Raw genomic sequence first — 21172 nt, forward strand, 5'->3', positions numbered from 1 at the left:
AAAATCGAGAAATGTATCACTTGCCCGGGCTTATCGTTAGAAACACTTGCTTCTTTCGCCGAACGGTATTCCCGCCCCGCGATCATCACCCGATACCGGTCAAAAAAACGTTAACCCCATCACGTCCCGGACAGGCAAATGACAGTTTGTCCACAAAGGCCTCGATTGACGGAAAACGCCCGCTGCCTGGCGCAACATGACACCCATTGAGGGCGGTTTCAGCCAGCGGCGTTTGGGATACAAGAGAATGCCGCGAGGCATTTGAGGAACGAACGGCGACTGTCCATGCAGTTCGGATGAGTGGTGCAAGTCAACGCGTCCTTTTGGGAATAATCTTGAATCGCCACCACCTAACACAGCCCAAAGGACGCGGCGATGAACAGCATCAAGACTTTCGAAATTCGCTACTGTTTCGCAGGTTCGCAAAGAACCTTCACTTACCAGGGCGCGCGATTGAGCGACAGCGACACCTGGTATCTGGCCTTTCTGCATTCCGGGTGCCTGATTACCCACGACACCCCCTGCGGCGGGACCTACCGCACCATGCAGATATTCGCCGAGCGCAGCGGCGTCACGCTGGCGAACTGGAGAGAGTTGTCTGAAAACTAGCCCTCCCCGCACAACTCAGACGTCCGACACTGGCGCAAGGAAGCGCTCAACCTGCCCGATGATCCACTTGCACAACGACTAGAAACCGCCGGCAAATGCCCGACGCCCCGCCCTGATTTCAGTCCGCAACTCACCGACGAGATTGGCCGCCGAGCGAACACTGGTGAGATGCTCGGTCGATACCCCGGTAATGAACAGATCGATCCGTCCGCTTTGCGGCTCGAAAACCTTGATTGCCAGGGAGCCGTCGGGATTGACGGTGCAGGTGCAGGAAAGCGGCAGGAAACCGGACTCCAGGATCTGGCGAAGCTCGTCCATCGAGAGCATGAGAAATTCCTCCTTGGCGGCGCCATTTGGAGAGAGTGCCCGTTGAGAGTAGGTCACAAGAACGGGGCTCATACCCAGGCATTCACTGGAAGTGTTATCCAGCACGCATTTTTACCTGGCCAATCCGCTCAGTGGCACGGTGCGAGCACGGCCCTGACCTTCCGTCGCGGCAACTCCACCCGGGAGCATTTTGACGCTGGACCGGCCAGGCGTTATGGTCGCTGGGCTTTCGCACCTCCCAAATCCGAAACGACTTCCTTCAACCCCATCCAGGATCGCCGATGGCCGCCCCCGAACACCCGCATGAAGTGGCCCTGCAAAAGTTTCTCGCAGCGCGCCCGGAGCTTCGTGAAGCACTCGATCACCTCAATCCCTTGGCCGCCCAGGCTAGGGGCGAAACCCAGGAGCAATACCGCGCGGAGCAACTGCACGAAGCCTTCGAGGCCGAGGCGGAACGCCAGGGTCTGTTTGCCTGGGAACTGAGCCTGCAGTTGACCGTGCAGAGCGCGGAAGAATTCGCCGCGCGGCGGCTCGAAGTGCACCGGGAAGTGGCGGAAATGGCCGGCATTCCCTGGAGCGAGTATTGCGAGCTACACGGCCTGCCACGCGGTTGAGCACAGCTCGGGCCTTCGATAAAGGATCATTGTCACCATGAGTCAACGCTGATGCTGCCCTCTTCCACCAGCCTTCGCAGTAACCCGGAGCTGCTGCGGCGCCAGAAATGGCGCGGCCGCATAGGCCTGTGCCTGGTCGCCAGCCTGTCGGTGCTGGCCGGCATGACCGACGCCATCGGCTTCATGGCCACCGGGGACTTCGTCTCCTTCATGAGCGGCAACACCACGCGCCTGGCCGTCGCCATCAGCGATGCCGACCTGGCCCTGACCCTGCATCTGGTGCTGCTGGTCGTCACCTTCATCGCCGGCAACGCCCTGGGCATCGTCGTCAGCCGCTTGGGCGGCCGCCGGGCCTTGCCGCTGCTGTTGTGCATTGCCACGCTGCTGTGCGCGGCAGCCGCCTGGCCGTTTGAACAACAGCTACCGGCGGTGCTGGCCGCGATCATCGCCATGGGCATGCTCAATGCTGCCGTCGAGGAAGTGAACGGGCTGCCCGTGGGCCTGACCTATGTCACCGGCGCCCTGTCGCGCTTTGGCCGCGGCCTGGGCCGCTGGATGCTCGGCGAGCGGCGCAATGGCTGGCGCATCCAGCTGGTGCCCTGGGGCGGCATGTTCGCCGGCGCCGTGCTGGGCGCCGTTCTGGAGCAGCATCTGGGCCTCGCGGCCCTGTTCGTCAGCGGCCTGCTGTCGGCGCTGCTGGGGCTGTTGTCGCTGAAGATCCCCCATCGCTGGCAGCTGGGCTATATGCCGCGCTAAAGCCACTTCGCCGGGCCCGGCATAAAGCTTTATCATGGCCCCAGGTTTGCAGACAGAGTTCTACATGAAGTTCGCCATTGCCCTTTTTTCCGCTGCTCACGCGCCCTCCTCGCGCCGCGCCCTGGCATTCGCCCAGGCAGCGCTGGCTGGCGGCCACGAGATCGTGCGGCTGTTTTTCTATCAGGATGGCGTGCACAGCGCATCGGACAACATCGTCACCCCGCAGGACGAACCGGACCTGCCCGCGCAATGGCGAACCTTCGTCAGCGAGCACCAGCTTGATGGCGTGGTGTGCATTGCCGCCGCCCTGCGCCGCGGGGTGTTGAACCAGGAGGAAGCCGCGCGCTACCAGCGCCCGGCCGTTAACCTGAGCGCGCCCTGGGAGCTTTCCGGGCTCGGCCAGTTGCACGACGCCGTACAGGCGGCCGACCGCCTGATCTGTTTCGGAGGGCCATGAAAGATGGCGCAATCCCTGTTGATCATCAGCCGCCAGGCGCCCTGGTCCGGCCCCGGTGCCCGCGAAGCCCTGGATATCGTGCTGGCGGGCGGCGCCTTCGACTTGCCGATCGGCCTGCTGTTTCTTGACGATGGCGTGTTTCAGCTGACCCCCGGGCAAAAAGCCGCTGCCGTGCAGCAAAAGGACCTCAGCGCCAATCTGCAGGCCCTGCCGCTGTTTGGTGTGGAGCAGCTGTTCGCCTGCGGCGCCAGCGTGGCGGAACGCGGCCTCGACCCGGCCGCGCTGAACCTGGACGAGGTGCAGGTCCTGGCCCCGGCCGAACTCGGCGCACTTATTGACCGTTTTGACCAGGTGATCACCCTCTGATGTCGACCTTGCACGTGCTGTCCCACTCGCCTTTCACCGACTCCCGGCTGACCAGTTGCCTGCGCCTGCTCGGCCCGCAGGATGCCATCCTCCTGTGCGGCGATGCGGTGTACGCCCTGCAGCCTGGCAGCGCGCCGCTGGCGGCCCTGCAGGCACGCGGCGAGACGCTGTCGCTCTACGTTTTGGCGGAAGACCACCAGGCCCGAGGCCTGGAGGTTCCGGCCTGGGCCACGAGTGTCGATTACCCGGCGTTCGTCGCGCTGTCGATCCAGTACGACAAGGTCAACAGCTGGTTATGAACGCACTGACTGTCGGCGAACGCGCCATCGCCCTGGACAAGGACGGCTACCTGGTGGAACTGGGCGACTGGTCCAGCGAAGTGGCCGCTGCCCTGGCCGCGGCGGAACAGATCGAACTGACCCCCGAGCACTGGGAAATCCTCGAGCTGCTGCGCGGCTTCTACCAGGAGTTCCAGCTGTCGCCCGCGACCCGCCCACTGATCAAATACACCGCCTTGAAGCTGGGCCCGGACAAGGGCAACAGCCTGCACCTGAACCGACTGTTCAAAGGCACTCCCGCCAAACTTGCCGCCAAGCTGGCGGGCCTGCCCAAGCCGACCAATTGCTTATGACCGATTACACCCCGCTGACCATCGAGACGCCCGCCGAGCATCCTTTCGCGCAGTTCGTACGCATTCTCGGCAAAGGCAAACGCGGCGCCCGCAGCCTCACCCGTGAAGAAGCCCGGGAAGCCATGGGCATGCTGCTCGACGACAAGGTCGAGGACACCCAGCTCGGCGCCTTCCTGATGCTGTTGCGGCACAAGGAAGAAAGCCCCGAGGAGTTGGCGGGCTTTACCGAAGCCCTGCGCCAGCGCCTGCAGGCGCCACCGATCAAGGTCGATCTGGACTGGCCCAGCTATGCCGGCAAAAAGCGCCACCTGCCCTGGTTCCTGCTGGCCGCCAAGTGCCTGGCGCAAAACGGCGTGCGTATCCTGCTGCACGGCGGCGGCGCCCATACCGCCGGCCGGCTGTACACCGAGCAATTGCTGGAGCAGCTGCACATCCCGCTGTGCCGCGACTGGCAGGCGGTCGACGCCGCGCTGGACCAGGGCAACCTGGCCTTCATCCCCCTGGGCGACTGGGCGCCACAGCTGCAACGCATGATCGACCTGCGCAATACCCTGGGCCTGCGCTCGCCGATCCACTCCCTGGCGCGCATCCTCAACCCGTTGGGCGCGCGCTGCGGCCTGCAAAGCATCTTCCACCCCGGCTATCAGGGCGTGCATCGCGATGCCAGCGGCCTGTTGGGGGACAACGTCATTGTGATCAAGGGCGACGGCGGCGAAATCGAGATCAACCCGGACAGCGCCAGCCACTTGTACGGCACCACTGGCGGTATCAGTTGGGATGAGGAATGGCCGGCGCTATCCGAGCAGCGCCATGTCAAACCGGCCAGCCTCGACCCCGAGCACCTGAAAGCCGTCTGGCGCGGCGATGTGCAGGACAGCTACCCGCAGCTGGCGCTGATCGCCACCATGGCCCTGGCCCTGCGCGGGCTCGGCATGCCCCGGGAACAGGCTTTCGAGCAAGCTCAGCACTACTGGGACGCGCGCGAAAGATCGATTTAACCGATCATAACTGCCGGACTTTTGCGTAATTCGTTCGAACCCCTCGGATTAGACTGCACTCCAATGCACACTGACCGAGGAGTTTTTTATGGGCCTGCTGATTGAAGGACGCTGGCACGACCAGTGGTACGAAAGCAGCAAAGACGGCGCCTTCCAGCGCGAACAGGCGCAACGCCGCAACTGGGTGACCGCTGACGGCAAACCAGGCCCTAGCGGCGAAGGCGGTTTTCGCGCGGAAGCCGGCCGTTATCATCTGTACGTATCCCTGGCCTGCCCCTGGGCTCACCGCACGCTGATCCTGCGCAAGCTCAAGGGTTTGGAAAGCCTGGTCGATGTGTCGGTGGTCAGCTGGCTGATGCTGGAACAGGGCTGGACTTTCGACCGGGCCCTGGGCTCCAGCGGCGACCAGCTGGATCATCTGGATTTCCTCCACCAACGCTACACCGCCGACACCCGCGACTACACCGGCCGCGTCACCGTGCCCGTGCTCTGGGACAAGCAGCAGAAACGCATCGTCAGCAACGAGTCGGCGGAAATCATCCGCATGTTCAACAGCGCCTTCGATGGCCTGAGCGGTAACGGCCTGGACTTCTATCCGGAGCCGCTACGCGGTGAAATCGACGAACTGAACGCACGTATCTACCCCGCGGTGAACAATGGTGTGTATCGCGCCGGCTTCGCCACTTCGCAGCAAGCCTACGAAGCGGCCTTCGACGATCTGTTCGCCGAACTCGACTGGCTGGAACGGTGCCTGGGCGGCCAACGCTACCTGGCCGGCGAATACCTGACGGAAGCGGACATCCGCCTGTTCACCACGCTGATCCGCTTCGACGCGGTGTATTACGGTCACTTCAAGTGCAACCTGCGGCGGATCGCCGACTATCCGAACCTGTCGAACTGGCTGCGCGAGCTGTACCAATGGCCGGGGATCGGCGAAACCGTGGACTTTGCCCATATCAAGGGACACTACTACGCCAGTCATCGCACCATCAACCCGACCGGCATCGTGCCGAAAGGGCCGGCGCAGGACTTCGATGCGGCGCATGATCGCGAGCGTTTGAGCGGGCGTGGAGTTTGGCGCAAAGGTTGAGATCGCTATCGCGAGCAAGCTCGCTCCTACAGGGATCGCGGATACCTGTAGGAGCGAGCTTGCCCGCGATGCTTTCAGACCTGCGACTGCGCGCCTTCGAACCAGGCGAGCTTCTCGCGAAGCTGCACCACTTCGCCGACGATCACCAGGGTCGGCGCATGCACTTCATGCTCCGCCACCAGCTTCGGAAGATCCGCCAGAGTGCCGGTGAACACTCGCTGGTTGGCGGTCGTGCCCTGCTGGATCAAGGCGGCCGGCGTATCCGCCGAACGGCCATGCTGGATCAGTTGCTCGCAGATCACCGGCAAGCCCACCAGGCCCATATAGAACACCAGGGTCTGTGCAGGCGCGACCAGGTCGGCCCAGGGCAGATCGGTGGTGCCATCCTTCAGATGCCCGGTGACGAAACGCACGGACTGCGCATAGTCACGGTGGGTCAAAGGAATGCCGGCATAGGCCGCGCAACCGCTGGCCGCGGTAATCCCCGGCACCACCTGGAACGGAATGCCATGGGCCGCCAGCTCTTCGATCTCTTCGCCGCCACGGCCGAAGATGAACGGATCGCCACCCTTCAGACGCAGCACGCGCTTGCCCTGTTTGGCCAGGTCCACCAATTGCTGGTTGATCTGTTCCTGGGGCAAGGCGTGATCAGCGCGGCGCTTGCCGACATACACCCGCTCGGCATCGCGCCGGCACAGCTCGAGAATCGCCGGAGCTACGAGGCGGTCGTAGAGCACCACATCGGCTTGCTGCATCAGGCGCAAGGCGCGGAAGGTCAGCAGATCCGGATCGCCCGGCCCTGCCCCCACCAGATACACCTCGCCCGGCGCATGGGGCGCTTCGCCGGCGATCTTGGCCTGTAGCAAGCGCTCGGCCTCATCGCCCTGCCCGGCCAGCTGCCGGTCGGCGATCGGTCCCTGGAACACGTCTTCCCAAAAGGCACGACGCTGCTGCACGTCCGGAAACAGGCCTTTGACCTGATTACGAAAACGCGCGGCCAGGCCGGCCAGCTGACCATAGGTCGAGGGAATCCAGGTTTCCAGCTTGGCCCGGATCAGGCGCGCCAGCACCGGCGCATCGCCGCCGCTGGAGACCGCGATCACCAACGGCGAACGGTCGACGATCGCCGGGAAGATCACACTGCACAGGGCCGGCGCGTCCACCACATTGACCGGCACACAGCGCCGATGAGCGTCGGCGGAGACCTGGGCATTGAGCGGTTCGTCGTCGGTGGCGGCGATGATCAGCACGCAGCCGTCCAGGTCCGCCTCGACATAACCGCGCGACAGGCATTCGCCGCCGCTGGCCGTGACCAGCTCGCGCAACTGGGGTTCCACTTCAGGTGCAACTACCCGCAGCAGCGCACCGGCGTCGGCCAGCAGACGGGATTTGCGCAAGGCAATCTCCCCGCCGCCGACCACCAACACACGACTGCCGCGCAGGTTATGAAACAGCGGCAGAAATTCCATTTAGCCGATGACCTCGAGGCCGCCCATGTAAGGCTTGAGCACCTCAGGCACACGGATCGAACCGTCGGCCTGCTGGTAGTTCTCCAGCACCGCCACCAGGGTACGACCGACCGCCAGGCCGGAACCGTTCAGGGTATGCACCAGTTCCGGCTTGCCAGTTTCCGGATTGCGGAAGCGCGCCTGCATGCGACGGGCCTGGAAGTCGCCGCAGTTGGAGCACGACGAAATCTCGCGGTACTTGTCCTGGCTCGGGATCCACACTTCCAGGTCATAGGTCTTGACCGCGCTGAAGCCCATGTCGCCGGTGCACAGCGCCAGGGTGCGGTAAGGCAGCTCCAGCAGTTGCAGGACTTTCTCGGCGTTGGCGGTCAGGCCTTCCAGGGCTTCCATGGAAGTCGATGGCTCGACGATCTGGACCATCTCGACCTTGTCGAACTGGTGCTGACGGATCATGCCGCGGGTGTCGCGGCCCGACGAACCGGCTTCGCTGCGGAAGCACGGGGTATGGGCGACGAACTTGATCGGCAACTGCTTCGGATCGAGGATCTCGCCGGCCACGATATTGGTCAGCGACACTTCGGCGGTCGGGATCAGGTACAGATCGGCTTCGTTTTCACGGCTGATCTTGAACAGGTCTTCTTCGAACTTCGGCAACTGGCCGGTACCCACCAACGCCGGTGCCTGCACCAGGTAAGGGGTGTAGGCCTCTTCGTAGCCGTGCTCGCTGGTGTGCAGGTTGATCATGAACTGCGCCAGTGCGCGGTGCAGACGGGCGATCGGTCCGCGCAACAGGGCAAAACGCGCGCCCGACAGCTTGGCCGCGGTCTCGAAGTCCAGCCAGCCGTGTTTTTCGCCCAGGGCGACGTGGTCCAGGATCGGGAAGTCGAACGCCGTCGGCGTGCCCCAGCGGCGCACTTCGACGTTGCCCTCTTCGTCGTCGCCAACCGGCACCGATTCGTGGGGCAGGTTCGGGATGCCCTGCAGGATCGCATCCAGCTCGGTTTGAATGGCGTCCAGCTCAACCTTGCCGACCGCCAACTCGCCCGCCATGCGCTCGACGTCGGCCATCAGCGGCGCGATGTCTTCGCCGCGCTGCTTGGCCTGACCGATGGACTTGGAGCGCGCGTTACGTTCGGCCTGCAGTTGTTCGGTGCGGGTCTGGACGGTCTTGCGCTGTTCTTCCAGCGCTTCGATGCGTGCTACATCCAGGGCAAAGCCACGGGATGCCAGGCGGTCCGCTACGTCCTGAAGGTTGCTACGTAACAGTTTGGAATCGAGCATGTCGGTCTCTCGTTTATCAAAGTTTGGTCAGGGACAGGCCGGCCCAGGTCGCGAGCAGCCCGCCGAATACGCTGATGGCCGCATAGCCCAGGGCCAGCGGTATCTGTCCGCTTTCCAGCAGACGCACCGTATCCAGTGAAAAGGATGAAAAAGTCGTCAGGCCGCCAAGGAAGCCCACCATCAACCCGGCGCGCACCTCGATGGGCACCTCCGGGCGTATCAGAAACAGGCCGTACAGCACGCCGATCAGCAGGCAGCCCACGATATTAACGGCCAGCGTCGCGGTATAGAAGTGCCGCGGCCAATTGGCGCTGATCCAGTTACCGGTGGCAAAGCGCAACAGGGTTCCGGCAATACCACCCACCGAGACGGCAAGGATCAACGGGATCACGGTTTTCTCCGCTGCTTGGGGCTGGCCCGGTCAAGCTCCACCAGGTGCTTGAGCTTCTCGCCGATCTTCAGTTCCAGGCCACGGGGCACGGGTTGATAGAAGGGTTGCGGCTCCAGCGCCTCGGGAAAGTAGTCTTCGCCGGCCGCGTAGGCATCCGGCTCATCATGGGCATAACGATATTCGTCACCGTAACCCAGTTGCTTCATCAGTTTGGTCGGCGCATTGCGCAGGTGCAGCGGCACTTCCAGCGACCCATGCTCGGCAGCGCTGCGCATGGCGGCCTTGAAGCCCATGTACACGGCGTTGCTTTTCGGCGCGCAGGCCAGGTAGGTGATGGCCTGGGCCACCGCCAGCTCGCCTTCGGGGCTGCCAAGGCGCTCCTGCACGTCCCAGGCCGCCAGGCACAGGCTCAATGCCCGTGGATCGGCGTTGCCGATGTCTTCGCTGGCCATACGCACCACACGCCGTGCCAGGTACAGCGGGTCGCAACCACCGTCGAGCATCCGCGCGAACCAGTACAGGGCGCCGTCCGGGTTGGAACCACGGACCGACTTGTGCAGCGCCGATATCTGGTCATAGAAGGCTTCGCCGCCCTTGTCGAAACGCCGGCGGGTATCGCCCAGCAGGCTTTGCAGCAGCTCGACGCCGATTTGCGTGCCGTCTTCGGCGAGATCGGAAGCATTCTCCAGCAGGTTGAGCAGGCGCCGGCCATCGCCGTCCGCCGCCGCCAGGAGCATCTGAAAGCCTTCGTCGCTGAGGCTCAGCTGGCGCTTGCCCAGCCCGCGTTCTTCAGCCAAGGCCCGCTGCACCAGCTTGTGCAGCGCCGCCTCGTCGAGGCTCTTGAGCACATACACCCGGGCCCGGGACAACAGCGCGTTGTTCAGCTCGAAGGACGGGTTCTCGGTGGTCGCACCGATGAAAATCAGGGTGCCATCTTCGACATAGGGCAGGAAGGCATCCTGCTGCGACTTGTTGAAACGGTGCACTTCGTCGACGAACAGGATGGTCCGACGCCCGTACTGGGCCGCCTGCTGCTTGGCGATTTCCACCGCCTGGCGGATCTCCTTGACCCCGGCCAGCACCGCCGAGACCGTTTCGAAGTGCGCATCCGAGACTTTCGCCAGGAGCCGCGCCAGGGTGGTCTTGCCCACGCCCGGCGGCCCCCAGAAGATCATCGAGTGCAAGGCCCCCTGTTCCAGCGCTTCGCGCAGAGGCTTGCCGCGGGCGAGCACATGTTCCTGACCGACGTACTCGTCCAGGTTGGCCGGGCGCAGGCGCGCGGCCAGGGGTTGGGCGATCGGGTCACTGCGAAACAGATCCATGGCGGACGATTGAAACCTCTTGGCGTCGACTTATTCTTGGATCACGTCGGCACCCTTGGGGATGTCGAACTTGAACTTGGAAGCAGCGATCGGTTCGTTGGCCTTGACCCCGGTGAACAGGATATTGGTGCGCTGGCCAACGCTGTCGATCAGTTGCATGTCATTCACCAGGCCGTTGCGGAACGACAGGCGCAGGCTGTCGAACAGGGTGTCCTTGGTTTTCGGCTTGAGGATGAAGTCCACCACGCCACCGGCTTCCTTGGCGCTGATGTCGAAGCTTTCGCTGATTTTCGACACATCGCCCGACAACAACAAGGCTGGGGTCTGGGTCAGGCGCTGGTCCAGGGTCTTGATGGTGACCTGCTCCAGGTCCGGGTCCCACAGGGAAACCTTCTTGCCGTCGGAGACCATCAGTTGCTCCTGCGGCGCATCGGTGTGCCAGTAGAACAGGCCCGGGCGCTTCAGCGCCATGTCGCCAGCGGTTTCCTGCAGCTGGGTGCCGCTGCCGTCGAGGGTCAGTTGCGAGAAACGCGCAGTCAGGGTCTGGGACTTTTCGAGCAACTGGGTCAGGCGCGCCACGTCTTTCTGATCGGCATGGGCCGACAGCGTCGTTAAAGCCAGTACCGGTACCAGCAACATGCGGATAAGACGCATGGGAGTCCTCATTAGATTCGTGGAAAAAACCGGCGGCGCTGGGGCGCGCCGCCTGTGTCGGGTCATTAGTCGCGCATCGGACCCGGCGCTATCACTTCGCGCGAGCCGTTGGTGTTCATGGCGGTCACCACACCGGCCATTTCCATGGCTTCGATCATGCGGGCCGCGCGGTTGTAGCCGATCTTGAGCTTGCGCTGAACCGCGGAGATCGATGCCCGGCGGCTCTCGAGGACGAACTGCACCGCCTCGTCGTACAGCGCGTCGGTCTCGGCGTCGTCACCGTCACCACCACCGCTGCCGCCGTCGAAGCCGCTACCGGCTTCTTCGACACCGTTGAGGATGTCGTCGTTGTACTCCGGTGCGCCACGCAGTTTCCAGGCCTCCACCACACGGTGCACCTCATCGTCGGAGACGAAGGCGCCATGGACGCGGATCGGCAGGCTGGTGCCCGGCGGCATGTAGAGCATGTCACCGTGCCCCAGCAGCTGTTCGGCGCCGCCCTGGTCGATGATGGTCCGCGAGTCGATCTTGCTCGATACCTGGAACGCCATGCGGGTCGGGATGTTGGCCTTGATCAGGCCGGTGATCACGTCCACCGACGGACGCTGGGTCGCCAGGATCAGGTGGATCCCCGCGGCACGGGCTTTCTGGGCGATCCGCGCGATCAGTTCTTCGACCTTCTTGCCGACGATCATCATCATGTCGGCGAATTCGTCGACCACCACGACGATGGTCGGCAGCTTGGTCAGCAGCGGCGCTTCGTCGTGAATACTTTCGCGGTTGTACAGTGGGTCGGTCAGCGGCGTACCGGCTTCGATCGCTTCTTTAACCTTGGCGTTGAAGCCCGACAGGTTACGCACGCCCATCTTCGCCATCAGCTTGTAGCGCCGCTCCATCTCGGCCACGCTCCAGCGCAGGGCGTTGGCGGCGTCCTTCATGTCGGTCACCACCGGGCACAGCAGGTGCGGGATGCCTTCGTAGATCGACAGCTCGAGCATTTTCGGGTCGATCATGATCAGCTTGGCGTCTTCCGGGCCGGACTTGAACAGGATCGACAGGATCATCGCGTTCACACCCACCGACTTACCGGAACCGGTGGTACCGGCCACCAGCAGGTGAGGCATCTTGGCCAGGTCGGTGATGATCGGCTTGCCGCCGATATCGTGGCCCAGGGCTAGGGTGACCGGGGATTTGAAGTTGTCGTATTCCGGGGTCGACAGCACTTCGGAGAAGCGCACGATCTGCCGGTCTTCGTTGGGAATCTCGATACCCACGGTGGTCTTGCCGGGAATCACTTCCACTACCCGCACGCTGGTCACCGCCAGCGAACGCGCCAGGTCCTTGGCCAGGTTGGCGATACGGCTGACTTTCACACCGGCGGCCGGCTGGATTTCGTAACGGGTAATCACCGGGCCCGGGTGGATCGAGTCCACCGACACCTCGACCCCGAACTCCTTGAGCTTGATTTCCAGCAGATGGCCGACAGCGGCCAGCGACTCGGGGGAGTAGTTGAGTTGTTTCTTTTCCGCCGGATCGAGAATAGAGATAGGCGGCAAGGTGCCTTCGACCGCGCTGTCGATGAACAGCGGGACCTGTTTCTCTTTCTGCACGCGCTTGCTGGGTTCGGGCGCTTTGACCGGGGCCGGGGCAATCACCGGCGGGACCTGTTTCTCACGGTCGGACATGTGCTTGCTCAGGGCCTGCTCGCGCTCGATCAGGCGCTCCTTGACCTTGGCCTGCTCACGCTTGTCGGTCACGGTCGGAGCGACCACTTCGTCGACCCGGGCATCCACTTCACGCAATTGGGCGACCAGTTGCTTGCGCTCGGTACGGGCCGCCCACCAGCGGTTGGCGGCGCCCTGGAACAGTTCGAACAGGTCGAGGGTGATCTTGCCGGTCACATCCATGACCTTGAACCAGGAAAGATCGGTAAAAACGGTCAGGCCGAACAGGAACAGCGCGATAAACATCAGGGTACTGCCCTGGATATTCAGCGCGTTCTTGGCCAGGTCGCCCAGGCTTTCACCCAGCGCCCCACCTGCGCCAGCCGGCAGGCCGGTCGCCGCGTGGAAATGGATATGCGCCAACGCGGCACCGGACAGCACCAGGAATACCAGGCCGATCAAACGCCAGGAGAACAGCCAGCCGCTCCACTGCCACGGCTCATGGCGCTGACGGAAGATCTGATAAGTCTTGATCGCCAATAACAACGGGAAGATATAGGCGAAGTAACCCAACACCATAAACAGGATATCGGCGCTGTAAGAGCCCGCAGGACCACCGAAGTTCTGTACATCTTCAATCTTGCTGTTATGACTCCAGCCCGGATCGTCCTTGCCATATGTCAGCAATGCCATCATCAGGAACAGGCACAAGGCCCCAATGGCGATCAACGCACCTTCCTTGAGCCGGTAGTGCAATTGCTGGCGCCAGAGTGGGACTACTGTTTTAGGTGCTGCGGTGGATTTCTTCAAAACGCGTCTTTTCCTGCGCCATGGGCGCGTCCAACTGTTGATCGACTAAAAAATACTGCCCAATCCAGGCAGGTAAAAAGTTGACGAGCGTAACTGGGGCTACTTTTAACATTCTGCCCACGCATTGCGAAACTGTAAGAGCTGCCGCGTGCAATGCCGATGTATTCCATATAGGGATACAAACCCGCATTGTACGGGTTTGTAAGCGCCGTGCCACGCTGCTCAATACTGGGTGTAGCATAATCAGGAACACTTTACGCAGTATTCAATTTGAGCATGCATTCTCTTTTGTGACAAAGGCTTATGAGGTGTTTTTATGACCGAAGCGAAGCATTCACGCCTGATCATTCTGGGCTCCGGCCCTGCCGGTTACAGCGCTGCCGTTTATGCCGCCCGCGCCAACCTCAAACCGACCGTCATCACCGGCCTGCAAGCGGGCGGTCAACTGACCACCACCGTCGAGGTCGACAATTGGCCTGGCGATGTCGAAGGCCTGACCGGCCCGGTGCTGATGGAGCGCATGCAAAAACACGCTGAACGCTTCGACACCGAGATCGTCTACGACCACATCCATACCGCGGAGTTGCAGCAGCAACCCTTTATCCTCAAGGGCGACAGCGGCACCTACAGCTGCGACGCACTGATCATCGCCACGGGTGCATCGGCTCAGTACCTGGGCCTGCCCTCCGAAGAAGCCTTCGCCGGCAAGGGTGTATCCGCCTGCGCTACCTGTGACGGCTTTTTCTATCGCAATCAAGTAGTTGCCGTAATCGGTGGCGGCAACACCGCCGTGGAGGAAGCCCTGTACCTCTCCAACATCGCCAAAGAGGTTCACCTGGTGCACCGGCGCGACAAGCTGCGCGCGGAGAAAATCCTCCAGGACAAGCTGTTCGACAAAGCCGCCAAGGGCAATATCCGCCTGCACTGGAACCAGAATCTCGATGAGGTACTGGGCGATGCCAGCGGCGTCACTGGCGCCCGACTGCGCGACAGCCTGACCGGAGAGACCCAGGAACTGGCGCTGACCGGCGTATTCATCGCCATCGGTCACAAGCCCAATACGGATCTGTTCAAGGGCCAGCTGGAAATGCGCGATGGCTATCTGCTGGTCAAGGGTGGCAGCGAAGGCGACGCCACGGCCACCGGCATCCCGGGCGTGTTCGCCGCGGGCGATGTGGCCGACCATGTGTACCGCCAGGCCGTCACTTCCGCGGGCGCGGGCTGCATGGCGGCCCTGGATGCAGAGAAATTCCTCGACGACAACTGACCTCCCGACCTACGCTTGCGGCGGGCCTTGCAGGCCCGCCACCGCCCTCCCCTTCCGCAAGTCTGAATGCCATGCTGACCTGGTTACAACGCAACACCTTCGACTTTCCCCCGCTGGAAAAGGCCCTGCGCACCCCCAACGGCCTGTTGGCCGCCGGCGGCGACCTGTCGGCCGACCGGTTGATCCAGGCCTATCGCCACGGCTGCTTTCCCTGGTTTTCCGAAGGCCAGCCCATCCTCTGGTGGTCGCCCGACCCGCGCACGGTGCTATTTCCAGACGAACTGCATGTATCCCGCAGCCTGGGCAAACTGCTGCGCCAGCAACGCTACCAGGTCACCTTCGATCAGGATTTTGCCGCGGTCATCAGCGCCTGCGCGGCGCCACGCCCTTATGCCGACGGCACCTGGATCACTGAATCGATGCAGGATGCCTACCTTGAACTGCACAAGCGCGGTTATGCCCATTCGGTCGAAGTCTGGGATCAGGGTTTGCTGGTGGGCGGGCTGTATGGGCTAGCAATGGGCCAGCTGTTTTTTGGCGAATCGATGTTCAGTCGGGCCGACAATGCGTCGAAATTCGGCTTCGTCACGCTGGTCCAACATTTACGGGTATGGGGCTTCGCCCTGATCGACTGCCAGATGCCCACCGACCACTTGCACAGCCTGGGCGCCCGCGCCATCCCTCGCCAGGAGTTCGCCGGTTATCTGCAGCGCCATCTGGACCAGCCCAGCCGCGCCATATGGGTTTCCTAGGCGGGTTTTGCCGGCGTGGCTTACACTTAATTCAAAGCTAATCCCGAGGGTTGATTCATGACCGAGTTGGCGCGTTTGAAGTTTTATGCCACTCAGCCCCACTCTTGCAGCTACCTGCCCGAAGAACAGGCGACCACGCTGTTCCTCGATCCTAGCCAGCCCATGGATGTGCATGTCTACGCAGATCTGTCGGAAATGGGCTTTCGCCGCAGTGGCGACCACCTGTACCGGCCGCATTGCCAAAACTGCAATGCCTGTGTTCCGGCACGCATTCCTGCCGCGCAGTTTGTGCCCAATCGTCAGCAAAAACGCATCCTCAAACGCAATGCCGACTTGAAGGTCCAGCCTGTCAAACCGGGGTTCAGCGAAGAGTATTTCGACCTTTACCAGCGTTATATCGAGCAACGCCACGCCGATGGCGACATGTACCCACCCAGCCGCGATCAGTTCTCGACCTTTCTGGTTCGCGATCTGCCCTTCTCCAGGTTCTACGAGTTCCGCCTCGATGGGCGCCTGCTCGCCGTGGCCGTCACCGATCTGCTGCCCAATGGTCTTTCCGCGGTCTACACCTTCTACGAACCCGATGAAGAGCGCCGCAGCCTCGGCCGCTACGCCATTCTGTGGCAGATCGGCGAAGCCTTGCGCCTGGGTCTGGACGCGGTCTACCTCGGATACTGGATCAAGAACTGCAAAAAGATGAACTACAAGACCCAATATCGGCCCATTGAGCTGCTGATTAACCAGAGATGGGTCATCCTGAACTAGAAGCCCTTGGCTTGAACCCCACTTTTCGGGCACAATGCACGCCGCTTTTGCCTGGCGCAGTTGCACCGGGCCATTCATTGGACACCGAGGGCTTTACTGCATGTCGAAAGAAGACAGCTTCGAAATGGAAGGCACTGTCGTCGACACCCTGCCCAACACCATGTTTCGTGTGGAGTTGGAAAATGGGCACGTCGTAACCGCGCATATCTCCGGCAAGATGCGCAAGAACTACATTCGTATTCTTACCGGTGACAAAGTGCGCGTCGAACTGACGCCCTATGACTTGAGCAAAGGGCGCATCACTTACCGCGCTCGCTAAGCAAGTCAATACAAGACGCCCGGCCCATGCCGGGCGTTTTTGTTTGCCTGCGATTTACTCTGCCTGCCTACAGAACAGATATAAAAAAGGCGCCTTGCGGCGCCTTTTTTATTGCGGCCGGTCAGGCCATTTCTGCGGTGGTCTCGAACTCGAAGGTCAGCTCGCCATCCTTGATGTCGATGTGCACCACACCGCCATGTTCGGCCAGTTCGCCAAAGAGTATCTCCTCCGCCAGCGGACGCTTGATCTTGTCCTGGATCAGGCGCGCCATAGGACGAGCGCCCATGGTCACATCGTAACCACCAGCCGCCAGCCAGCTGCGGGCCGCATCGGTGACTTCCAGCTGAACGCGCTTGTCCTCCAGCTGCGCCTGCAGTTCGGTAAGGAACTTGTCCACCACGCTCTTGATAACCTCATGACTGAGGCGACCAAACTGGATAATGGTGTCCAGACGGTTACGGAATTCCGGCGTGAAGCTCTTCTTGATCACTTCCATGGCATCGGAAGAGTGATCCTGATGAGTGAACCCGATGGAAGCCCGCGCCGCGGTCTCGGCACCTGCGTTGGTGGTCATGATCACGATCACGTTGCGGAAATCCGCCTTGCGCCCGTTGTTATCGGTCAAGGTACCGTGGTCCATCACCTGCAGCAGCAGGTTGAAGACTTCCGGGTGGGCCTTTTCGATTTCATCGAGCAGCAATACGCAGTGAGGCTGCTTGGTAATCGCTTCGGTCAGCAAACCGCCCTGGTCGAAACCGACATAACCCGGAGGCGCACCGATCAGGCGCGACACGGTGTGACGCTCCATGTACTCGGACATGTCAAAACGCACCAGTTCGATACCCAGCGCCTTGGCCAACTGCCGTGCAGCCTCGGTCTTACCGACACCGGTAGGCCCGGCAAACAGGAACGAACCGACGGGTTTGTCCGGCGACTTCAGGCCAGCACGGGACAGCTTGATCGCGGTCGACAGCGAGTCGATCGCTGCATCCTGGCCGAACACCGTCAACTTCAGGTCGCGCTCGAGGTTACGCAGCAGCTCCTTGTCGGAACTGGTGACGTGTTTCGGCGGAATCCGCGCGATTTTCGCCACGATGTCCTCGACCTGAGCGACCTCTATGCGTTTTACGCGCTTGTCGACAGGCTGCAGACGCTGATAGGCGCCCGCCTCGTCGATCACGTCGATCGCCTTGTCGGGCATATGCCGGTCATTGATATAACGCGACGCCAGTTCGGCGGCGGCGCGCAATGCCTCATCGCTGTACTCAATGCTGTGGTGCAGCTCGAAACGCCCCTTGAGGCCGCGCAGAATGCCGATGGTGTCCTCTACCGAAGGCTCGGACACATCGACCTTCTGGAAACGGCGAGCCAAGGCCCGGTCCTTCTCGAAAATTCCACGGAATTCCTGGAAGGTGGTCGAACCGATGCAACGGATGTCGCCCGAGGAAAGCAGCGGCTTGAGCAGGTTCGAGGCATCCATCACCCCACCGGACGCCGCACCGGCGCCAATGATGGTGTGAATTTCGTCGATAAACAGGATCGCCTGCGGACGTTTCTTCAACTCGCCCAGCAACGCCTTGAAGCGCTTCTCGAAATCACCGCGGTATTTGGTTCCCGCCAGCAACGCGCCGAGATCCAGGGAGTACACCACGCTGCTGGCCAGCAGGTCAGGCACCTGACTGTCGACGATGCGCTTGGCCAGACCTTCGGCGATGGCCGTTTTACCGACCCCGGCCTCGCCCACCAGCAGCGGGTTGTTCTTGCGCCGGCGCGCAAGAATCTGCGCCACACGCTCGACTTCCTGCTCACGACCGACCAACGGGTCGATACGCCCCTGGCGCGCCAGCTCATTAAGATTGCTGGCATAAGCATCCAGCGGATTACCTGAAGAGGAAGACTCACCGCCTTCATCGTCCTGCATATCCTGCTCACCTTCGGAATGATCGCCATGCCCCGGCACTTTGGAGATGCCATGGGCGATGTAGTTGACGACATCGATGCGGGCAACGCTCTGCTGTTTCAGCAGGAACACCGCCTGACTCTCTTGCTCACTGAAGATCGCAACCAGCACATTGGCGCCGGTCACTTCGCGCTTGCCCGAGCTCTGCACATGAAAGACAGCACGTTGCAGCACACGCTGGAAGCCCAGGGTTGGCTGGGTTTCGCGATCCTCGTCGTGCACAGGAATCAGCGGCGTGGTGGAGTCGATGAACTCCTGCAGGTCGTGCTTGAGTTTGTCGAGGTTTGCTCCGCAGGCACGCAAAACGGTGGCGGCGGCCTCATTATCCAAAAGAGCCAACAAGAGGTGCTCGACGGTCATGAACTCATGACGCTTCGAACGAGCCTCTTTGAAGGCGAGATTGAGGGTGACTTCGAGCTCGCGGTTTAACATAGCTTCACCTCATACCCAAGTGGTCGGCGTTAACCGTCCTTCTCGATTTCACAGAGTAGCGGATGCTGGCTTTCCCTGGCGTACTGGTTGACCTGCATGGCCTTGGTCTCGGCGATGTCGCGGGTAAACAATCCACATACTGCCCGTCCTTCTGTGTGAACGGCCAGCATTACCTTGGTCGCCAGCTCGCGATTCAGGTTAAAAAACACCTCGAGCACTTCGACGACGAAATCCATCGGTGTGTAGTCATCATTGAACAAAACCACCTTGTACATCGGCGGAGCCTGCAACGTCGGCTTAGCTTCCTGTACAGCCAAGCCAGCGGAATCGTCGTCTTGGAAATCCGGGCGATCCTGATTGAATGTTAGTCGAATCTGGCTGATTGCATGCATGGAAAGAAAGGTTCGTTAGTTGAGCAAATACAGTGGTGGGGGCACTCCAGGGGGATTTCAACTCCGACCGCCGGGTCACCTTGACTATCGGCAAAACGGTGTTACAACCAATAGAGCCCACATTGGGTAATAAAGGTCCGTACCGTCAATCCTATATTTTCGGATTCCGGTACGGATGAACTGGATGATACTCCAGTGATGGAGTCTGTTGCAGAGGGATATGAGCATGGCAAGCGGCAAGGTCAAGTGGTTCAACAACGCCAAGGGTTATGGCTTCATTAATGAGGAGGGTAAAAGCGACGACCTTTTCGCCCACTACTCGGCCATCGAGATGGAAGGCTACAAAACCTTGAAAGCCGGCCAGGCCGTGAGCTTCGAGATCACTCAAGGACCCAAGGGCCTGCACGCCGTGAAAATCCAATCCATCAAGACCCAGAACACCCCCGTCGCAGCCCCCTCCTACCAGGAAACGGCCCTGAGCTGAAAATCTTCAGCATCCAGTCATAAAAACAGTCATAAAAAAACGGCCGGCTCAATCGATTGAGCCGGCCGTTTCATTTGGAGCGCGTCAATTTACATGTGAGAGATCAGCGCATCGCCGAACGCCGAAGACGACAACAGCGTGGCGCCTTCCATCAGGCGCTCGAAGTCGTAGGTCACGGTCTTGGCACCAATGGCGCCGTTGGTGCCCTTGATGATCAGGTCGGCCGCTTCGGTCCAGCCCATGTGACGCAGCATCATTTCCGCGGACAGGATCAGCGAACCCGGGTTCACCTGATCCTTGCCCGCGTACTTCGGCGCCGTACCGTGGGTCGCCTCGAACATGGCCACGGTGTCGGACAGGTTGGCGCCCGGAGCGATGCCGATCCCGCCCACTTCAGCCGCCAGTGCGTCGGACAGGTAGTCACCGTTCAGGTTGAGGGTCGCGATCACGTCATATTCGGCCGGACGCAGCAGGATCTGCTGGAGCATCGCATCGGCGATGGCGTCCTTGACGATCACGTTCTTGCCGGTTTTCGGGTTCTTGAACTGCATCCACGGGCCGCCATCGAGCAGCGTCGCGCCGAACTCCTCCGCAGCCACTTCATAGGCCCACTCTTTGAAGGCACCTTCGGTGAACTTCATGATGTTGCCTTTATGCACGATGGTCAGCGAATCACGATCGTTGTCGACCACATATTGCAGCGCTTTGCGCGCCAGACGCTTGGTGCCCTGCAGGGAAACCGGCTTGACGCCAATACCGCAGTTTTCGTCGAAACGGATCTTGGTGACGCCCATTTCTTCTTTGAGGAACTTGATGACCTTGGTGGCTTCGGCGGAGCCGGCCTTCCATTCGATACCGGCGTAAATGTCTTCCGAGTTCTCACGGAAAATGGTCATGTCGACATCGCCAGGCTTCTTCACCGGGCTCGGCACGCCTTCGAACCAGCGCACCGGACGCAGGCACACATACAGGTCAAGCTGCTGACGCAGGGCCACGTTCAGGGAACGGATACCGCCACCTACCGGAGTGGTCAGCGGGCCCTTGATGGAAACCACGTAATCCTTGACTGCGTCCAGGGTTTCCTGAGGGAGCCAGGTGTCCTGGTCGTACACTTGAGTTGCTTTCTCCCCGGCATAGACTTCCATCCAGGAGATTTTGCGCTCGCCGCCGTAGGCCTTCTTAACAGCAGCATCGACAACCTTGATCATGACCGGGCTGATATCAACGCCAATACCATCGCCTTCGATGAAAGGGATAATCGGGTTGTTAGGAACATTGAGAGAATGGTCTGCGTTGACGGTGATTTTGTCGCCGACTGCTGGAACCTGAATCTTCTTGTATCCCATGCTGAACTCCGTTGTG

The 21172-nt window shown here is 61.3% G+C and carries 24 protein-coding genes; 14 read left to right on the forward strand and 10 right to left on the reverse strand.

The genetic code is table 11. The annotated features are described in order from the left end of the window. Positions 1-375: 375 nt before the first annotated feature. Complete coding sequence (locus tag AC07PQ_RS03905; protein ID WP_007929246.1) at positions 376-609, forward strand: DUF6555 family protein; 234 nt, start codon at positions 376-378, stop codon at positions 607-609. 78 nt (positions 610-687) lie between these two features. Here AC07PQ_RS03905 and AC07PQ_RS03910 read toward each other — a convergent pair whose 3' ends face one another. Then, positions 688-936, reverse strand: coding sequence for a DUF1652 domain-containing protein (locus AC07PQ_RS03910; protein WP_101338469.1), 249 nt, complete (start codon positions 934-936; stop codon positions 688-690). Between the two features lie 281 nt (positions 937-1217). Between AC07PQ_RS03910 and AC07PQ_RS03915 the strand changes: the two genes are divergently transcribed. The 8 genes from AC07PQ_RS03915 to AC07PQ_RS03950 all read left to right on the forward strand — a co-directional run bounded on the left by AC07PQ_RS03915 (position 1218) and on the right by AC07PQ_RS03950 (position 5848). Beyond that, positions 1218-1550, forward strand: a complete 333-nt coding sequence (locus tag AC07PQ_RS03915; RefSeq protein ID WP_007929243.1) for a DUF6388 family protein — start codon at positions 1218-1220, stop codon at positions 1548-1550. A gap of 51 nt (positions 1551-1601) precedes the next feature. Then, a complete protein-coding gene (locus AC07PQ_RS03920; RefSeq protein WP_493184394.1) occupies positions 1602-2306 on the forward strand; it encodes a YoaK family protein in 705 nt (234 codons plus the stop codon). A 64-nt stretch (positions 2307-2370) separates the two neighbouring features. Next, positions 2371-2763 carry a sulfurtransferase complex subunit TusD gene (gene tusD / locus AC07PQ_RS03925; RefSeq protein ID WP_007929241.1) on the forward strand — a complete coding sequence of 131 codons (393 nt, stop codon included), beginning with the start codon at positions 2371-2373 and terminating at the stop codon, positions 2761-2763. Between the two features lie 3 nt (positions 2764-2766). Continuing rightward, on the forward strand, positions 2767-3129 hold the full coding sequence (tusC, locus tag AC07PQ_RS03930) for a sulfurtransferase complex subunit TusC (RefSeq protein WP_007929240.1): 363 nt from the start codon (positions 2767-2769) through the stop codon (positions 3127-3129). After that, complete coding sequence (tusB, locus tag AC07PQ_RS03935; RefSeq protein WP_053261833.1) at positions 3129-3428, forward strand: sulfurtransferase complex subunit TusB; 300 nt, start codon at positions 3129-3131, stop codon at positions 3426-3428. Before tusC ends, tusB begins: the two co-directional genes overlap by 1 nt. Continuing rightward, a complete protein-coding gene (locus tag AC07PQ_RS03940) occupies positions 3425-3760 on the forward strand; it encodes a TusE/DsrC/DsvC family sulfur relay protein (RefSeq protein WP_007929238.1) in 336 nt (111 codons plus the stop codon). Before tusB ends, AC07PQ_RS03940 begins: the two co-directional genes overlap by 4 nt. After that, positions 3757-4758, forward strand: coding sequence for a glycosyl transferase family protein (locus AC07PQ_RS03945; protein ID WP_493184393.1), 1002 nt, complete (start codon positions 3757-3759; stop codon positions 4756-4758). The genes AC07PQ_RS03940 and AC07PQ_RS03945 overlap by 4 nt, the downstream gene beginning before the upstream one ends. An 88-nt stretch (positions 4759-4846) precedes the next feature. After that, the gene (locus AC07PQ_RS03950) at positions 4847-5848 is read left to right on the forward strand and encodes a glutathione S-transferase family protein (RefSeq protein ID WP_493184392.1); all 1002 of its coding nucleotides are present in this window, start codon (positions 4847-4849) and stop codon (positions 5846-5848) included. 74 nt (positions 5849-5922) lie between these two features. On the opposite strand, the gene cysG is transcribed toward AC07PQ_RS03950, so the two are convergent. From cysG to ftsK, 6 genes are all read right to left on the reverse strand, one after another. Next, entirely contained in the window at positions 5923-7317 is a 1395-nt protein-coding gene (cysG, locus tag AC07PQ_RS03955) for a siroheme synthase CysG (RefSeq protein WP_493184391.1), read from the reverse strand. Next, entirely contained in the window at positions 7318-8598 is a 1281-nt protein-coding gene (gene serS, locus AC07PQ_RS03960; RefSeq protein ID WP_007929229.1) for a serine--tRNA ligase, read from the reverse strand. 16 nt (positions 8599-8614) lie between these two features. Then, complete coding sequence (gene crcB, locus AC07PQ_RS03965; protein ID WP_007929222.1) at positions 8615-8989, reverse strand: fluoride efflux transporter CrcB; 375 nt, start codon at positions 8987-8989, stop codon at positions 8615-8617. After that, positions 8986-10311, reverse strand: coding sequence for a replication-associated recombination protein A (locus AC07PQ_RS03970; RefSeq protein WP_493184390.1), 1326 nt, complete (start codon positions 10309-10311; stop codon positions 8986-8988). The genes crcB and AC07PQ_RS03970 overlap by 4 nt, the downstream gene beginning before the upstream one ends. A gap of 30 nt (positions 10312-10341) precedes the next feature. Next, entirely contained in the window at positions 10342-10965 is a 624-nt protein-coding gene (gene lolA / locus AC07PQ_RS03975) for an outer membrane lipoprotein periplasmic chaperone LolA (RefSeq protein WP_007929220.1), read from the reverse strand. A 65-nt stretch (positions 10966-11030) separates the two neighbouring features. Further along, positions 11031-13439, reverse strand: a complete 2409-nt coding sequence (ftsK, locus tag AC07PQ_RS03980; RefSeq protein ID WP_009044578.1) for a DNA translocase FtsK — start codon at positions 13437-13439, stop codon at positions 11031-11033. Positions 13440-13755: 316 nt separating this feature from the next. Between ftsK and trxB the strand changes: the two genes are divergently transcribed. The 4 genes from trxB to infA all read left to right on the forward strand — a co-directional run bounded on the left by trxB (position 13756) and on the right by infA (position 16542). Further along, positions 13756-14706: a thioredoxin-disulfide reductase gene (gene trxB, locus AC07PQ_RS03985; RefSeq protein ID WP_493184389.1), complete on the forward strand. Its 951-nt coding sequence runs from the start codon at positions 13756-13758 to the stop codon at positions 14704-14706. A 71-nt stretch (positions 14707-14777) separates the two neighbouring features. Next, positions 14778-15458 (forward strand): leucyl/phenylalanyl-tRNA--protein transferase, encoded by a 681-nt coding sequence (aat, locus tag AC07PQ_RS03990; RefSeq protein ID WP_493184388.1) that lies wholly within the window; start codon positions 14778-14780, stop codon positions 15456-15458. A 57-nt stretch (positions 15459-15515) separates the two neighbouring features. Next, positions 15516-16223 (forward strand): arginyltransferase, encoded by a 708-nt coding sequence (locus tag AC07PQ_RS03995; RefSeq protein WP_007929216.1) that lies wholly within the window; start codon positions 15516-15518, stop codon positions 16221-16223. Positions 16224-16323: 100 nt separating this feature from the next. Then, positions 16324-16542, forward strand: a complete 219-nt coding sequence (gene infA, locus AC07PQ_RS04000) for a translation initiation factor IF-1 (RefSeq protein ID WP_002553999.1) — start codon at positions 16324-16326, stop codon at positions 16540-16542. A gap of 121 nt (positions 16543-16663) precedes the next feature. Here infA and clpA read toward each other — a convergent pair whose 3' ends face one another. Beyond that, on the reverse strand, positions 16664-18934 hold the full coding sequence (gene clpA / locus AC07PQ_RS04005; RefSeq protein ID WP_007929214.1) for an ATP-dependent Clp protease ATP-binding subunit ClpA: 2271 nt from the start codon (positions 18932-18934) through the stop codon (positions 16664-16666). A gap of 29 nt (positions 18935-18963) precedes the next feature. Further along, the gene (clpS, locus tag AC07PQ_RS04010) at positions 18964-19326 is read right to left on the reverse strand and encodes an ATP-dependent Clp protease adapter ClpS (RefSeq protein ID WP_009044582.1); all 363 of its coding nucleotides are present in this window, start codon (positions 19324-19326) and stop codon (positions 18964-18966) included. A 226-nt stretch (positions 19327-19552) separates the two neighbouring features. Between clpS and cspD the strand changes: the two genes are divergently transcribed. Continuing rightward, positions 19553-19810 (forward strand): cold shock domain-containing protein CspD, encoded by a 258-nt coding sequence (gene cspD, locus AC07PQ_RS04015; RefSeq protein WP_007929210.1) that lies wholly within the window; start codon positions 19553-19555, stop codon positions 19808-19810. An 89-nt stretch (positions 19811-19899) separates the two neighbouring features. Here the strand turns inward: cspD and icd are convergent, their stop codons facing one another. Then, positions 19900-21156: an NADP-dependent isocitrate dehydrogenase gene (gene icd, locus AC07PQ_RS04020; RefSeq protein WP_007929208.1), complete on the reverse strand. Its 1257-nt coding sequence runs from the start codon at positions 21154-21156 to the stop codon at positions 19900-19902. Positions 21157-21172: the final 16 nt, after the last annotated feature.

The sequence above is a fragment of the Pseudomonas sp. GW821-FHT09E12 genome (assembly GCF_059416085.1).

Bases quoted from the DNA above. Each gene is read 5' to 3' on its own strand.
- AC07PQ_RS03905 (WP_007929246.1), top strand. From the start codon at position 376: ATGAACAGCATCAAGACTTTCGAAATTCGCTACTGTTTCGCAGGTTCG.
- AC07PQ_RS03910 (WP_101338469.1), bottom strand. From the start codon at position 936: ATGCTCTCGATGGACGAGCTTCGCCAGATCCTGGAGTCCGGTTTCCTG.
- AC07PQ_RS03915 (WP_007929243.1), top strand. From the start codon at position 1,218: ATGGCCGCCCCCGAACACCCGCATGAAGTGGCCCTGCAAAAGTTTCTC.
- AC07PQ_RS03920 (WP_493184394.1), top strand. From the start codon at position 1,602: ATGCTGCCCTCTTCCACCAGCCTTCGCAGTAACCCGGAGCTGCTGCGG.
- tusD (WP_007929241.1), top strand. From the start codon at position 2,371: ATGAAGTTCGCCATTGCCCTTTTTTCCGCTGCTCACGCGCCCTCCTCG.
- tusC (WP_007929240.1), top strand. From the start codon at position 2,767: ATGGCGCAATCCCTGTTGATCATCAGCCGCCAGGCGCCCTGGTCCGGC.
- tusB (WP_053261833.1), top strand. From the start codon at position 3,129: ATGTCGACCTTGCACGTGCTGTCCCACTCGCCTTTCACCGACTCCCGG.
- AC07PQ_RS03940 (WP_007929238.1), top strand. From the start codon at position 3,425: ATGAACGCACTGACTGTCGGCGAACGCGCCATCGCCCTGGACAAGGAC.
- AC07PQ_RS03945 (WP_493184393.1), top strand. From the start codon at position 3,757: ATGACCGATTACACCCCGCTGACCATCGAGACGCCCGCCGAGCATCCT.
- AC07PQ_RS03950 (WP_493184392.1), top strand. From the start codon at position 4,847: ATGGGCCTGCTGATTGAAGGACGCTGGCACGACCAGTGGTACGAAAGC.
- cysG (WP_493184391.1), bottom strand. From the start codon at position 7,317: ATGGAATTTCTGCCGCTGTTTCATAACCTGCGCGGCAGTCGTGTGTTG.
- serS (WP_007929229.1), bottom strand. From the start codon at position 8,598: ATGCTCGATTCCAAACTGTTACGTAGCAACCTTCAGGACGTAGCGGAC.
- AC07PQ_RS03970 (WP_493184390.1), bottom strand. From the start codon at position 10,311: ATGGATCTGTTTCGCAGTGACCCGATCGCCCAACCCCTGGCCGCGCGC.
- lolA (WP_007929220.1), bottom strand. From the start codon at position 10,965: ATGCGTCTTATCCGCATGTTGCTGGTACCGGTACTGGCTTTAACGACG.
- trxB (WP_493184389.1), top strand. From the start codon at position 13,756: ATGACCGAAGCGAAGCATTCACGCCTGATCATTCTGGGCTCCGGCCCT.
- aat (WP_493184388.1), top strand. From the start codon at position 14,778: ATGCTGACCTGGTTACAACGCAACACCTTCGACTTTCCCCCGCTGGAA.
- AC07PQ_RS03995 (WP_007929216.1), top strand. From the start codon at position 15,516: ATGACCGAGTTGGCGCGTTTGAAGTTTTATGCCACTCAGCCCCACTCT.
- infA (WP_002553999.1), top strand. From the start codon at position 16,324: ATGTCGAAAGAAGACAGCTTCGAAATGGAAGGCACTGTCGTCGACACC.
- clpA (WP_007929214.1), bottom strand. From the start codon at position 18,934: ATGTTAAACCGCGAGCTCGAAGTCACCCTCAATCTCGCCTTCAAAGAG.
- clpS (WP_009044582.1), bottom strand. From the start codon at position 19,326: ATGCATGCAATCAGCCAGATTCGACTAACATTCAATCAGGATCGCCCG.
- cspD (WP_007929210.1), top strand. From the start codon at position 19,553: ATGGCAAGCGGCAAGGTCAAGTGGTTCAACAACGCCAAGGGTTATGGC.
- icd (WP_007929208.1), bottom strand. From the start codon at position 21,156: ATGGGATACAAGAAGATTCAGGTTCCAGCAGTCGGCGACAAAATCACC.